The organism is Streptomyces solicavernae (assembly GCF_029968095.1).
Lineage (GTDB): Bacteria > Actinomycetota > Actinomycetes > Streptomycetales > Streptomycetaceae > Streptomyces > Streptomyces solicavernae.
The window spans coordinates 46,234-59,879 of record NZ_JASCIR010000027.1; the positions used below are offsets into that span (position 1 = coordinate 46,234).

At 73.8% G+C, this 13,646-nt stretch carries 10 protein-coding genes; 7 read left to right on the forward strand and 3 right to left on the reverse strand.

Translation table 11 applies throughout. The features are described from left to right. Positions 1-21: 21 nt before the first annotated feature. Positions 22-762 (reverse strand): methyltransferase domain-containing protein, encoded by a 741-nt coding sequence (locus tag QIS99_RS24935; RefSeq protein ID WP_282515878.1) that lies wholly within the window; start codon positions 760-762, stop codon positions 22-24. Positions 763-880: 118 nt separating this feature from the next. Between QIS99_RS24935 and QIS99_RS24940 the strand changes: the two genes are divergently transcribed. Both QIS99_RS24940 and QIS99_RS24945 read left to right on the forward strand, forming a co-directional pair. After that, complete coding sequence (locus tag QIS99_RS24940; RefSeq protein ID WP_282515879.1) at positions 881-1,879, forward strand: hypothetical protein; 999 nt, start codon at positions 881-883, stop codon at positions 1,877-1,879. Next, positions 1,876-4,824 (forward strand): stealth conserved region 3 domain-containing protein, encoded by a 2,949-nt coding sequence (locus QIS99_RS24945; protein ID WP_282515880.1) that lies wholly within the window; start codon positions 1,876-1,878, stop codon positions 4,822-4,824. The genes QIS99_RS24940 and QIS99_RS24945 overlap by 4 nt, the downstream gene beginning before the upstream one ends. Positions 4,825-4,982: 158 nt before the next feature. Here QIS99_RS24945 and QIS99_RS24950 read toward each other — a convergent pair whose 3' ends face one another. Continuing rightward, positions 4,983-6,593, reverse strand: coding sequence for a glycosyltransferase family 39 protein (locus QIS99_RS24950; RefSeq protein WP_282515881.1), 1,611 nt, complete (start codon positions 6,591-6,593; stop codon positions 4,983-4,985). 82 nt (positions 6,594-6,675) lie between these two features. Between QIS99_RS24950 and QIS99_RS24955 the strand changes: the two genes are divergently transcribed. From QIS99_RS24955 to galE, 3 genes are all read left to right on the forward strand, one after another. Then, complete coding sequence (locus QIS99_RS24955) at positions 6,676-7,992, forward strand: glycosyltransferase 87 family protein (protein WP_408909625.1); 1,317 nt, start codon at positions 6,676-6,678, stop codon at positions 7,990-7,992. Between the two features lie 36 nt (positions 7,993-8,028). Then, entirely contained in the window at positions 8,029-9,666 is a 1,638-nt protein-coding gene (locus QIS99_RS24960; protein ID WP_282515882.1) for a glycosyltransferase family 2 protein, read from the forward strand. A 226-nt stretch (positions 9,667-9,892) separates the two neighbouring features. Then, complete coding sequence (gene galE, locus QIS99_RS24965; protein ID WP_282515883.1) at positions 9,893-10,909, forward strand: UDP-glucose 4-epimerase GalE; 1,017 nt, start codon at positions 9,893-9,895, stop codon at positions 10,907-10,909. Between the two features lie 184 nt (positions 10,910-11,093). On the opposite strand, the gene QIS99_RS24970 is transcribed toward galE, so the two are convergent. Then, a complete protein-coding gene (locus QIS99_RS24970) occupies positions 11,094-11,705 on the reverse strand; it encodes a TetR/AcrR family transcriptional regulator (RefSeq protein ID WP_282515884.1) in 612 nt (203 codons plus the stop codon). 122 nt (positions 11,706-11,827) lie between these two features. On the opposite strand from QIS99_RS24970, the gene QIS99_RS24975 reads away from it, so the two are divergent. Further along, positions 11,828-12,826 (forward strand): ABC transporter permease, encoded by a 999-nt coding sequence (locus QIS99_RS24975; protein ID WP_408909626.1) that lies wholly within the window; start codon positions 11,828-11,830, stop codon positions 12,824-12,826. Then, the gene (locus QIS99_RS24980; protein ID WP_408909627.1) at positions 12,819-13,643 is read left to right on the forward strand and encodes an ABC transporter ATP-binding protein; all 825 of its coding nucleotides are present in this window, start codon (positions 12,819-12,821) and stop codon (positions 13,641-13,643) included. The genes QIS99_RS24975 and QIS99_RS24980 overlap by 8 nt, the downstream gene beginning before the upstream one ends. The last annotated feature ends 3 nt before the right edge of the window (positions 13,644-13,646 follow it).

Here is a 13,646-nt window from a genome sequence, read left to right on the forward strand (position 1 = left end):
TCACGTTTCGTCAACGAATCCTTACTGTGCGTGCGGTGCGGGGGTGTGGGACGTCGTGGGCCGCGCGGGCTCGGGCACGGCGGCGGGCCTGCCGCACTGTCCGCGCCCGGCCAGCGGTTCGGGCAGCGGGACGCCCTCGACGCCGCCGACGCGGTTGGCCCACCACCGGGTGGTGGCCCGAACAAAGGTCATGGTGAGCCGGGGGTAGTTCTTCGGCTTGCGGAAGACGCCGACGGTGTCGCCCCAGTAGGCGTGCTTGGCGTCGATGCCCTTGTAGCTGTGCCAGATGCCCTTGGCGGGCGGGAAGTCGGTGTAGGCCTCGACGAGTTCGAGCTGCGTGTACGCGGCCAGGGCGCGGAAGCCGTCCGGGTAGTAGCGCCAGCAGTCCTGCTGGTCGTGCTCATGGCCGCGGGACGGGGCGGTGACGAAGGCGGTGCCGCCGGGCCTGAGCACGCGGGCGATCTCCAGCATGGACGCCCAGAAGAACGGGATGTGCTCGAAGGCCTGACCGGACAGCAGGAAGTCCGCGCTGTTCGACTTCACCGGAACGCGGTACGGCCTGGGCATCACGCGGTCGACGTTGGGGCCGTCCCACACGTCGACCCCGCAGTAGTCGATGTCCCGCCCCTTCAGGAGCGCCCGGTGCGTGAGCTTCTGCCCGTCCGAGACACGGGAGCCCAGGTCGACGACCCGCTGGCGGCGGTCGGTGGGCATGTACTCCTCGATGCAGAGCGCCATCTGCTCGTACGCGGACCTGTGCACGGGGCCTCATCCTCAACTCGGGTGCGTTGCGGTCATCAACGGCCTGCCGGGCGACGAGGTCACGCCCCGCGGGCCCGTCCGGCGGGGACTTCGGGACGGGTCGGGGCAAAGTAGGCGAATGCATCGAATGGGGTTCGTCGTACGGAGCCGTTCGCACCGGTTCCGCCTGGAGCGGCTCGCCGCGGGCCGCTCCCGCGGGCGCGGGGCCCTGCTGCCGCCGCCCGTCCACCTCTCGCTTGGCGACAGCCGGACGTTCAACCTCGCCCTCGACCCGCCGGAGCCGGTGGGCCGCGCCCGGCTCGTCGTCTCGCGCGGCGGCGTGCGCCATGAGGTGCCGCTCGCCGTGGAACGCCGCGCGGCGGGCGGCGGCCGGCTGCTCACCGCGACCGCCACGCTGCGCGGTCCCGGCGCCGAGCCGGGCGCCTCCGGCCTGCATCTGGCCGACGGGGTCTGGCGGCTGACCGTGGTCACCACCGGCCCGGAGGGCCGCGTACGGCGGCGGGGCCTCACCCTCGGCCCCGAGGCGCCCCCACCGACGGCACCGCCGCCCGCGACGCCTCCTGCCATGCCGCCTGCCACGCCGCCCGCCACTCCGACGCTGCGGTACGCGCCCGACGCCCGCACCGGCGCCCTGATCCGGGTCGTGCGCTGCCGCGGCGGGCGGGCCGCGCTGCAGGTCACCCGGCCGCTGCCGCACGCCGAGCTGGTCCGCTTCGAGCCGCGCGGCGACGGCGCCGCCGTACACGTCCGGCTGGTCGCGGCCGCACCCGAGGGCTGGCGCGCGGAGGCGGTACGGCGCCGGGACGGCGTCACCGTACCGGCCCGACTCAGCTCGCAGAACGGCAAGTTCACGCTCGACCTGCCGCTCGGCGGGATGGCGGGGGCCGGACCCGGCCAGTGGGTGTGGGACTTCCGGCTGCTGCGCGGCCCGGACCCGGCCCGCCACGCGCTGCCGCTCGCCCGCCGCCTCACCGACGTACGCGACCCGGCGACCGCCTTCCCCGCGCCGTTCCGCGTCTTCGCGCTGCCCTGCGGCTCGCTCGTCCGGGCGCACGCCCACTTCACGAAGTCCGGCGGGTTCGCCGTGACCTGCCTCGAACTGACGGAGGACCGATGAAGATCACGTACCTGCTGACCCGGGGCGACGAGACGGGCGGCACCGAACTAGCCACCTGCACCCAGGCCCAGCACCTCGCCGGCCGGTGCGAGGTCGAGGTCCTGTCGGTGTTCCGCACCCGGCCCGAGCCGTACTTCCCCGAGGCCCGCGCGCTGCCCGTGCGCCACCTGGTCGACCGCACGGCGAGCCCCGGACGCCCGGTCCGCGAGTCCCGCCTGGACGAGGAGACCTGCCGCACGCTGGCCGCGCTGCCGAGCGAGCTGGTCGCGCCCGCCTGGGAGCCGACGTTCGACCGGCTCTCCGACGTCGAGCTGTCGACGGCGCTCGCCGCCCTGGACACGGACGTCCTGGTGACGACCTCGCCCGCGCTCCTGGCCGCGGCCGTGACGCACGCACCGGCCCGGGTGGTGACGGTGCATCAGGAACATCGCCCGTCGCAGCGCCGCGGCGCCTCCGTCGAGCCGCTGCTGCTGCACGGGCCCCGGCTCGACGCCCTGGTCACGCCGGCCGAGCGCACCCGCCTGTGGCTCGCCGAGTCCCTGGGCGCCAGCGCGCCCGAGCTCGCGGTGATCCCGAACGCTGTCCCGGACGGCTTCCGCCCGAGCGCCGACGGCGAGGGCCGGGTGATCGTGATGGCGGCGCGTCTGGCCGGGGAGAAGCGGGTCGACCACGCCGTACGGGCCTTCGCCCAGGTCGCCGACGCCCACCCGGACTGGACGCTGCGCGTCTTCGGCGGCGGCCGGCCGGCGGACGAGCTGCGCCGCCTGGTCGACGGCTCGGGCCTGCAGGACCGGGTCGAACTCCTCGGCCCCTGCCGGGACATGGCCGCCGAGTGGGCCAAGGCGGGCCTGAGCCTGCTGACCTCGGGACACGACGAGGCCTTCCCGCCGGTCCTCCTGGAGGCGCTGGCGGCCGGGGTCCCGGTGGTGGCGTACGACGTGCTGACCGGGCCCGCCGAGATCGTCCGGCACCGGGTCGACGGGCTGCTCGTGCCGCCGGGCGACGTCGACGGTCTCGCCGCCGCGATGAGCTCCCTGATGGGCGACCCGGAGACCCGCCGGGGCTATGGGCTCGCCGCGCGCCGGGGCGTGTACGAGCGCTTCTCCCCGGTCCGCGTCACCGGGCTCTGGGAGGACCTCTTCACCCGGCTCGTGGCCCGCCGCGACCGCCCCGAACGGCTCGCCGAGCGGGCCGACCGGGCCGCCGCCGCGATCGGTGCGGGCGGCGGGACCTTCCGGGCCACCGCCCCGTACCTGCTCAGCGCCCTGCCGGCCGCCGACGAGCACGCGCGCGAGAACGAACTCCTGGAGACCGGCGCCGCCAAGCGCCTGGTCCGCTCCGTGGGCCGCCTGGCCGAGCAGCGGGACGACCTGACGCTGCCCGCCGCGGTCGACCGGAACCTCGAACTGACCGCCTCCGCGCTCCGGTCGTACGCCGTCCCGTACGTCCTGGTGCGCACCGGCGGGACGACACACACCCTCGCCGTGGACGCCGCCGACCGCGCGCTCGCGCTCAAGGCACTGGCCGAGGCCGCCTCCGGCGAGGCGGTCTACGCGGAGCTGGTCCGGCCGCGCGACGCCGCCCCGGGGCCGGTGCTCGCCGAGCGCCTGGACTCGGTGGGCGAGGTCGCCGGGGTGAAGATCTTCCGGCCGGTCACCACGTCCACGCTTTCGCTGCGGTACGGGGCGGGGGAGGCCTGCACGGTCGCTTTCTGGCGGCGGGAGCAGGAGGGGGAGGGCCAGGGCGAGGGCCAGGGACAGGGCCAGGGACAGGGCCAGGGACAGGGACAGGGACAGGGCCGGGGACAGGGAGAGGGAGAGCGCCAGAAGGAGGGCCAGGGGAAAGGCGAGGGGGACGGCGGGCCATGGCGCGCGCCGTTCGGCACCACGCTCGCGGGCGCGGAGCTGCCGTCCCTGCGGCCCTCGGCGGCGCTGACGGTGGCCGGCCGCCGCCACCCCACCCTTGAGGTGTTCGCCGAGCGCCTGATGAAGGACGTCGACTTCCCCGTGGACGCCGTCTACACCTGGGTGGACGACACCGACCCGCGCTGGCGCGCCCGCCGTGACGCGGCGCGCGGGCCGGCCGGCGAGTCGGCGGACAACGGGACGGTGCGCTTCCGCAACCGCGACGAACTCCGGTACTCCCTGCGGTCGCTGGCGCAGTACGCGCCGTGGATCCGGCATGTGTACCTGGTGACGGCGGGGCAGCGCCCGGACTGGCTCGACCCCGGCCACCCGGGCCTGACGGTCGTCGGCCACGAGGAGATCTTCCCGGACCCGGCGGCGGCCCTGCCCACCTTCAACTCGCACGCCATCGAGGCGCAGCTGCACCGCATCGAGGGCCTGTCGGAGCACTTCCTGTACCTGAACGACGACGTGTTCCTCGGCCGTCCGACCACCCCGGAGACCTTCTTCCTCAGCTCCGGCCTGGTCCGGCTGTTCTGGTCGTCGGTGCCGGTGCCCGCGCAGCCGCCGTCGGACGCGGACGAGGGCTGCCTGGCGGCGGCGAAGAACAACCGGGCCCTGCTCCAGCGGGACTTCGGGCGCACCCTCACGCACGGCTTCCTGCACGTCCCGCACGCCCTGCGCCGCAGCGTCCTCGAAGAGCTCTCCGAGCGGTACGCGGACGAGCTGGCCGCCACGTCCCGCAGCCGTTTCCGCTCCCGCACCGACCTGTCCCCGGTGTCGTCCCTGTACCAGCACTACGCGTACCTGACGGGCCGCGCGGTGCCCGGCGCGCTCGCGTACGACTACGTCGACATCGCCGACCGGGCGGGGCACGCGCGGCTCGGGCGGATCCTGCAGAGCCGCAACAAGACGGTGTTCTGCATCGGCGAGTCCCAGGACGGGACACTCTCCGAGCAGGAGACGGCGCTCGCGCTGCGGGCGTTCCTGACGGCGTACTTCCCGGTCCCCTCGCCCTACGAGCGGTCCCGGCGCTCCTGACCGCCCCGGGTGAATCCAGCCCGTCCGGCGCTTGAGGGCGAGGGCGCAGGCCGACAAACCAGCCCCCCGTCCGGCCCGAGGACAAGGCAGGCCGATGCAGGTCTGGGGCGCAGCCCGGGGACCGCAGCCCCAGGGACCGCAGCCCCGGACCACGGCAACTACGCGGCGGGCGCCGACCACCCCACCGGCTTCTCCGGCGGCCGCCGGACATAGTGCCGCAGCACCCCGCTCCGCGTCCGGTAATCGGCCCGCAGCAGGAACTCCTCGCTCACGACGGTGAGTTTGGCCCGCTCGGTCGCACTCTTCGGGTCCCACGCGGTGCTCGCCGCGTACGGCTCCGCGAGCAGCCACACGTGCTCCAGGTCCGCGAGCCGCCGCCGCAGCTCCCCGGGGCCGGTCTCCTGTCCGTACAGCGTCCCCGAGGCGGCCGCGGTGCGCGCGAGGGCGATGTCGTTGGTGTTCTGGAACTCGCGCGGGTAGGCCAGCGCGGTGCGCCGCGCGACGGACGGGAGGTACAGCATCGCGTCACCCGGACCGATCCGCTCCGCCACGACCTTGGCGAGCGCCGCCGGGTCGTCGGGCCGCTGGTCCGTCGTACGGTCTCCCTGGTGCAGCGGCAGCTGCCAGCAGAACGCGAGCGCGACCACCGCGGCCCCGAAGAGCGCGCCGCCCGCCCGGCGGCCCGGCCGGGAACGCATCATCCGGAAGCCGCGGGCGATCCGCTCGGCACCGGCGGCGGCGCACAGCGGCACACCGGCGAGCGCGAAGAACAGGAAGCGGTCGTGGTGCAGCGGCGCGTACTGGGAGGCGGCCAGGAGGACCGCGGGCGGCAGCACCATGAGCGGCATCGCGACCGCGTTGAGGGAGAGCCGGCCGGTGCGTTCGAGGGGCGAGTTGAGGGAGACGCAGGCGAGCAACAGGGCCGCGGTGAGGACGAGTTCGGTCGGCCCGGCGAAGGCCTTGAGGAGAGAGGCGGAGCTGCCCTCGTCGGCGGCCGCGAGCCAGGCCGGGTGCCCGCTCTGGCCGAGGGTGAGCCGGGCCAGCGGCAGCAGCACGGTGAGCGTGGCGCAGCCGCAGACGGCCCAGTTGCGCCAGGCCTGCCGGTCGAGGCGTTTCCAGGACAGCAGCAGCGTGACGGCGTGCGCGAGCAGGATCAGCGCGGCGAGCTGGTGCAGCAGCACGGTCGCGGTGACGACGGCCCCGTACAGGCACCAGTCCTTGACGCGGCCCTGCCGTACGGCCCGGACGAGCAGCAGCGTGGCGCCGGTGACTCCGGCGGCGACGAGCGCGTAACTGCGGCCCTCCTGGGCGTAGTAGCCGGTGAGTGGGGTCGCCGCATAGAGGAGTCCGGCCCAGAGGCCGACGCGGGGGCGGGCGAGGCGGACGCCGAGTGCGGCGACGAGGCCCGCGGTCGCGGCCCCGGCGAGCACCGACGGCAGCCGCAGGGCGACCTCGCCGGGGTGCACGGAGAGCACGGCGTGCATGAGGAGGTAGTAGAGGCCGTGGACGGCGTCGGCGCTGCCGAGCAGCCGCACGATCTCGGGGAGCGAACGGGTGGCCACCTGGTGAGTGACCCCTTCGTCGCGCCACATGGACGCGCGGTCCAGGCCCCAGAGGCCGAGGACGAGCATGGCGGAGGCGGGAACGAGCACGGCCGTGACGGCCGGCCTGGCGGTGAGCGCCGCCCATGCGGTGCGGACGTGGCCCGGCGCGGCGGCCGTGGCGGACGGTCCGGCAGCGAGGGCCGCGCGAAGAGTCGTGACCTGCATGCGCCACAGTTTGTGCTATTAACTCACCGATCCTGTGGATTGACGGCTCCTCAGGTGGTTCGTGCGACCTACGCTGCCCTCGATGACGACCACACTCCTGCCGCCCCGGCCGGAATTCCCCGGACCCGGCCGCCGCACCGCCGCCCGCACGCTGTTCACCCTGGCCGCCCTGGGTGTGACCTGGGTGGCCACGCGCGCTGTGATGCTGCTCCTGCTCGCCCGGGACGGCCGCCACCCGCTCGGCGTCGGCGGCATCGCCCGCGAGGTCCACACGCTCTACTTCCACTGGTACGGAGTACTCAGGCAGGGCGGCTTCCCCCTGGACGACCCGCTGTGGCAGTACCCGCCCGCCGCGGGCCCGGTGCTGCTCTCCCCCGGACTCCTGCCCGGACTCAGCTATTTCCAGGGCTTCGTCGCCCTCGCGCTGCTCGCGGACGCCGCCGTCGCCTGCGCGCTCGCCCGCGTGGGCGCCCGCCCGGGGCGCCGCCTCGCCGGGGCGGCGCTCTGGGTCGGCGGGCTCCCGCTGCTCCTGCACATCCCGCTGGCGCGGTACGACCTGCAGGTCACCGCGCTCGCCGTGCTCGCCCTGCTCTGCGCGGCGCGCAGACCCCGTACGGCCGGGGTGCTCGCCGCGGTCGGAGCCCTGGTGAAGCTCTGGCCGGCGCTCGCGCTGCTCGGCGTGGAGCGCGGGCGGGCCACGCGCGCGACCTGGGGCTCCGCGCTCGCCGCCGCGGCGGCCCTGCTGCTCGTGCTGGCGGCCGTCTTCGACCACCTCTTCGGGTTCCTGCGCCAACAGGGCGGGCGTGGCGTGCAGATCGAGTCGGTGGGCGGCACGGTGCTCGCGTTCGCGCGGCTGGCGGGGCAGCCGCTGCGGGTGGAGTACCGCTTCGGAGCGATGGAGTTCACCGGTCCGTACGTCGGCGCGGTCGCACAGGCGTCGCTGCTCGCGACCGGGCTCGGCTGCGCGGCGCTGCTGCTGTGGCGGGTGCGGGCGCGGCACTGGACGGAGGCGACGCCGTTCGACGCGGCGCTGTGCGCGGTGCTGCTGTTCACCGTCACGAGCCGGGTGATCAGCCCGCAGTACCTGATCTGGCTGCTCGGCCTCGCCGCGGTCTGCCTCACCTCGCGCGCGACCAGCCAGCGCCCGGCGGCCGCCCTGGTGACGGCCGCGGCGGCGGTCACCACGCTCGGGTACCCGCTGCTGTACGAGGAGGTCATGGCCGTCACCTGGACCGGAACCTGTGTCGTGTGCGTGCGGAACGCCCTGCTCGTCACAGCCGTCCTGCTGTCGTGGCGGGGGCTCTGGAGATCCGGCGTCCAGGCCGGGCCGCCACCGCGGGCGGACCTCCGCCACCTGCCGCCGGTCCCGCTGCCGCCCACCCCCACCAAACCCCACTAGTCGGACAATTCCCTGTAACAGCTAAAATTCCGAGCTATGAACAGCGCTCCGCCTCAGCAGCCCCAGGTCTGCGTCGTCGTCATCGGATTCAACGACGCGGCCCATGTGGCGGACGCGGTGCGCTCGGCGCTCGAACAGGGCCCCGCGGTCCGCGAGGTCATGGCCGTCGACGACTGCTCCACCGACGCGAGCCCCGAACTCCTCGGCCGCCTCGCCGCCGAGGACCCGCGCCTCAAACTGGTCCTGCGCTCCGCCAACAGCGGCGGCTGCGGCACCCCGCGCAACGACGGCATCGACGCCTGCACCTCGCCGTACGTGATGTTCCTGGACAGCGACGACACGCTGCCGCCCGGCGCCGTCGACGCCCTGCTCTCCGCCGCGACCGAGCACGGCACCCAGGTCGCCGCCGGCCGCTGCGTCCGCCTCGAACTGCCCTCCGGGCGGCGCGTCCCCTGGCAGCCCGAGCTGTACGACTCCCCCGCGATCGTCGAGCGCCCGGAGCAGCGGACCCGGCTCGTCCACGACACCCTCTGCGTCAACAAGCTCTACCGCACCGACTTCCTGCGCGAGCACGGCATCCGCTTCCCCGACGGCCGGTTCGTCTACGAGGACTTCGTGTTCTCCGCGCGCGTGCTCGCCGCCGCCCCGCGCCTCGCGCTCGTCACCGACACGGTCTACGTCTGGCACGTCCGCCGCTCCGCCACGAAGCTCTCCCTCTCCCTGGACCGGGCGGGCGTCGCGAACTGGCAAGCCCGCGTCGAGGCCCACCGCCAGGTCGTCGAGATCCTCCTGGACGCCGGCGAGAAGCAGCTGGCCCGCGCCTCCCGCGCCAAGTTCCTCGACCACAGCCTGCGGATGTACGCCAAGGAGCTCGACCAGCGCAGCGCCGAGTACCGCCGCGCCTGGTGGGACAGCACGCGCGCGTACCTGCGGACCTTCGACGACGCCGACTTCACGCTCGCGCCCGCGCCCGGCCGCGTCATCGGCCGCGTCGTCCTGGCCTCCCCCGACCCGGTCGACCTGGACCGCCTCAAGCAGGTCGCCGCCCGCCCGGCCCGGCTCGTCCCGCCGTACGCACAGGCCGCCGACGCCACGCCGGTCTGGTCCGAGCAGCTGCCCCAGGTGACGCTCGATCACCTCCTGGTCCGCCCGATGCGGGTGCTCCCGCTCGCCGTCGACGCCGAACTGCGCCCACGCGCGCGTGCCTCCGCACTCCGGCTGCGCCTCCACGACCTGTACGGCAGGGCGAGCGCGGCCGACCCGACCACCGTCGACGTCGAACTGCGCCACCGCGACACCGGCCGCCGCGGACTCCGCCGTACAGCGGCATGGTCACCGGAGCGCGCCGGAGCCGCCTGGACCGCCCTGCTCCTGCTCGACCTGGCCGCGCTCCACACCGGCGTGTGGGACATCAAGGTGCGGGTCCGCTTCGCGGACGGGACGGCGCGCGACACGACGGTGCGCGCGGTCGAGAACGCGGGCGTGCTGCGGTCCACAGCCCGCCCGCACCCGCGCCGCGGCGTACTGCTCGTGCGCCCGTACGCCACCGCCTCTGGCAACCTCGCGCTACGCCTGTCGGTCGGGACGCGAAGCGCGGCGGGCATGCTGCGACGGAAGGCGGTACGGGTGCTGAAATTCAGCCCCTCGGGCACATCCAGCCCGTCCGGCGTTTGAGATTGGGGGAGGGGCCCGGGGGCGGAGCCTCCGAAGCCGACCGCAGGTCTTTCGGGAAGGGGCGGGGAGGGGATCAAAAATGAGCCCGTCCAGCGATTGAGGACGAGCCCGAAGGGCGATCGACGGCGCCCGAGCCGACAGCGCGGGACGGACCACCGGAACCACGGCCGACCCCAGCACGTTACCGTCACACCACCACAAACATCGCACGCGGAACAGGGTGACCATGACCTGGCTGATCACCGGCGGAGCCGGCTACATCGGGGCGCACGTCGTCCGCGCCATGAAGGAGGCGGGCGAGCAGGCGGTCGTCCTGGACGACCTCTCCGCCGGAGTCGCCGGGCGCATCCCCGAAGGTGTCCCGCTCGTCCAGGGCTCCACCCTCGACCGGCCGCTGCTCGACCGCGTCCTCGCGGACCACGGCATCACCGGCGTCATCCACCTCGCGGCGAAGAAGCAGGTCGGCGAGTCCGTGGAGCAGCCGCTGCGCTACTACCGGGAGAACGTCGAGGGCCTGCGCGTCCTCCTCGAAGCGGTCGTCGACGCGGGCGTCCCGAGCTTCGTCCTCTCGTCCTCCGCCGCCGTCTACGGCATGCCGGACGTCGACCTCGTCACCGAGGACACCCCGTGCGTGCCGATGAATCCGTACGGCGAGACGAAGCTCGCGGGCGAGTGGCTGGTGCGCGCGGCCGGCCGGGCGCACGGACTGTCGACGGCCTGCCTGCGGTACTTCAACGTGGCGGGCGCGGCGGCCCCCGAGCTCGCCGACACCGGCGTGTTCAACATCGTCCCGATGGTCTTCGAGCGGCTCACCGCGGGCGAGCCCCCGCGCATCTTCGGCGCCGACTACGCCACCCCGGACGGCACCTGCATCCGCGACTACATCCATGTGGCCGACCTCGCCGACGCCCACGTGGCCGCCGCCCGCCGACTGGCCAAGGCGCCGAGGCCCGCCACGGCACCGGTCACGGCACCCGGGCCCGGCGCGGACCTGACGGTCAACATCGGCCGCGGCGAGGGCGTTTCGGTGCGCGAGCTGATCGACCTGATCAACGACGTGACGGGGTACGGCATCGCCCCGCAGGTCGACCCGCGCCGCCCCGGCGACCCGGCGCGCGTCGTCGCCTCGGCCGAGCGGATCTCCGCGGAGCTGGGCTGGAAGTCGCGGTACGACGTACGCGCGATGATCACGTCGGCCTGGGAGGGCTGGGTGCACCGGCACCCGGAGGCGGCGCGCGGCTGACAACTCGCGGTACGCAGCTGACCAGCTCGCACTACGCACAGGGGGCGCCCGGAAGTCCGAGGGCGCCCCCTTCCGCGTACCCCCGCAGAGCACCCCCGTCCGCGTACCCCGCAGAGCGCCCCCTTCCGCGTACCCCCGCAGAGCGCCCGGGTTCCGCGTACCCCCGCAGAGCGCCCGGGCGGCCTCACAACTCCCGCAGCGCCGCCGCCGTGGCCGAGGCCAGCCTGCCCAGATAGCCCTTCGGCAGCCCGGTCCGCACGACGACCGAGCGCCAGTACAGCGGGCCCGAGACCAGGTCGAGGGCGAGGTCCTCGTCGAGGCGGGCGCGCAGCTCGCCGCGGGCGACGGCCGCCTGCACGATGCCACTGGCCACGCTGTGCTGTCCTTCGCGCAAAGCTTTCTGCAGGGCCTGGGCGATCTCCGGGTTACGGGCCGCCTCCGCCTGCAGGTCCGGGATGATCTGCCCGGCCACCGGGTGCTTCAGGGCGCGCGAGGTGACCTCGTACAGCAGCCGCAGATCGCCTTCGAGGGTGCCCGTGTCCGGCGCCGGGAGGCCCTGCACCGCCACCGCGGAGACCAGGTCGAGGACCAGGTGCAGCTTGGACTTCCAGCGGCGGTAGACCGCCGTCTTGCCGACGCCCGCGCGGCGCGCGATGCCCTCGATCGACATGCGCGCGTACCCGACCGCGGCGAGCTCCTCGAAGACCGCGGCGCGAATGGCCTCGGTCACATCCTCACGGAGTACGGCGGCGCCCGCGGGGGCTCTGCGGCGGGTTCCACCGGGGCTTTCAGTCATGGGACCAGCATAGGACGGGACGTCGAAACGGTTGCGTTCCGTCGTCGCACCGCCCTACTCTCGGCGTGACGACGATACGGGTCCGTCCCGACGTTGGTCTCGACGTAAGGAGCCGGTCGGCAGTGAGCCAGACGCTGGACACCCCCCAGACACCCGAGGCGCCCAAGACACCCAAGGCAGCCAGGGCAGCCAGGGCAGCCAGGGCAGCCAGGACACCCAAGGCGCCCGCTCAGGCGCAGGAACCCCTCGACGCCGCCGCGCTCGCCGCCCTGCACGGGCTCTCGGTCAGCAACGCGCGCCCCTCCCTGCCCCAGTACGTACGGCAGTTGTGGGCCAGGCGGCACTTCATCACTGCCTTCGCCACGGCCAAGCTCACCGCGCAGTACAGCCAGGCGAAGCTCGGCCAGCTCTGGCAGGTGATGACGCCGCTCCTGAACGCCGCCGTCTACTACTTGATCTTCGGCCTGCTGCTCGGCACCAGCCGCGGCATCGAGGACTTCGTGCCGTTCCTCGTCACCGGCGTCTTCGTGTTCACGTTCACGCAGAGCTCGGTGATGGCCGGAACCCGGGCGATCTCCGGCAACCTCGGCCTGGTGCGCGCCCTGCACTTCCCGCGCGCCTCGCTGCCGATTGCGCTCTGCCTGCAGCAGTTGCAGCAGCTGCTCTTCTCGATGGCGGCGCTCGCCGTGATCCTCTTCTGCTTCGGGGTGCCGCCCACCTGGTCCTGGTTCCTGGTCGTCCCGGCCCTGGCGCTGCAGTTCGCGTTCAACACCGGGCTCGCGCTGGTCATGGCCCGGCTCGGCAGCAAGACACCCGACCTCTCGCAGCTGATGCCCTTCGTGATGCGCACCTGGATGTACGCCTCCGGCGTGATGTTCAGCATCAAGCAGGTCCTCCCCGAGCAGGGCGTGCCGCAGTTCGCGAAGGTCCTGCTCGCAGGCAACCCGGCGGCCGTCTACATCGACCTGGTGCGGTACGCCCTGATCGACAGCTTCGACGCGGGCCAACTCCCGTACGGCATCGGGGCGATGTGGGCCCTGGCGCTCGGCTGGGCCGTGGTGCTCGGCGTGGGCGGGTTCAGCTATTTCTGGAAGGCAGAGGAGACGTACGGCCGTGGCTGACACCCTCATCAGGACCGCACCCGAAGCCGGGGCGGCGGGCAGCGACCCGCGCACCCCCACCGTCATCGCGGACGGCGTCGACATCGTCTACCGCGTCAACGGCACCGGAGCGGGCCGCGGCAGCGCGACCGCCGCGCTCAACCGCATCGTCCGGCGCACGAAGCACGCCGAGCGCGGAGTACGCACGGTGCACGCCGTCCGGAACGTCTCGTTCACCGCGTACAAGGGCGAGGCCATCGGCCTGATCGGCACCAACGGCTCGGGCAAGTCCACGCTGCTCAGGGCCGTCGCGGGCCTCCTGCCGACGGAGAACGGCCGGATCTACACCCACGGCCGGCCTTCTCTGCTCGGTGTCAACGCCGCCCTGATGAGCGACCTGACCGGCGAGCGGAACGTCACCCTCGGCGGCCTCGCCATGGGCATGTCCCGCGAGCAGGTCCGCGAACGGTACGACGGCATCGTGGAGTTCTCCGGCATCAACGAGAAGGGCGACTTCATCACCCTGCCGATGCGCACGTACTCCTCCGGCATGGCCGCCCGCCTGCGCTTCTCCATCGCCGCCGCGAAGGACCACGACGTACTCCTGATCGACGAGGCCCTGGCGACGGGCGACCGCACGTTCCAGAAGCGCTCCGAGGCCCGCATCCGCGAACTGCGCGCCACCGCCGGCACGGTCTTCCTGGTCAGCCACAACAACAAATCCATCCGCGACACCTGCGACCGTGTCCTCTGGCTGGAGCGCGGCGAACTCCGGCTGGACGGCCCGACGGCGGAAGTACTCAAGGAGTACGAGAAGTTCACGGGCGCCGGGAAGTAGCCC

Excerpts from the sequence above, each read along its gene's own strand:
- QIS99_RS24940 (WP_282515879.1), top strand. The coding sequence starts at position 881 with ATGCATCGAATGGGGTTCGTCGTACGGAGCCGTTCGCACCGGTTCCGC.
- QIS99_RS24945 (WP_282515880.1), top strand. The coding sequence starts at position 1,876 with ATGAAGATCACGTACCTGCTGACCCGGGGCGACGAGACGGGCGGCACC.
- QIS99_RS24950 (WP_282515881.1), bottom strand. The coding sequence starts at position 6,593 with ATGCAGGTCACGACTCTTCGCGCGGCCCTCGCTGCCGGACCGTCCGCC.
- QIS99_RS24955 (WP_408909625.1), top strand. The coding sequence starts at position 6,676 with ATGACGACCACACTCCTGCCGCCCCGGCCGGAATTCCCCGGACCCGGC.
- QIS99_RS24960 (WP_282515882.1), top strand. The coding sequence starts at position 8,029 with ATGAACAGCGCTCCGCCTCAGCAGCCCCAGGTCTGCGTCGTCGTCATC.
- galE (WP_282515883.1), top strand. The coding sequence starts at position 9,893 with ATGACCTGGCTGATCACCGGCGGAGCCGGCTACATCGGGGCGCACGTC.
- QIS99_RS24970 (WP_282515884.1), bottom strand. The coding sequence starts at position 11,705 with ATGACTGAAAGCCCCGGTGGAACCCGCCGCAGAGCCCCCGCGGGCGCC.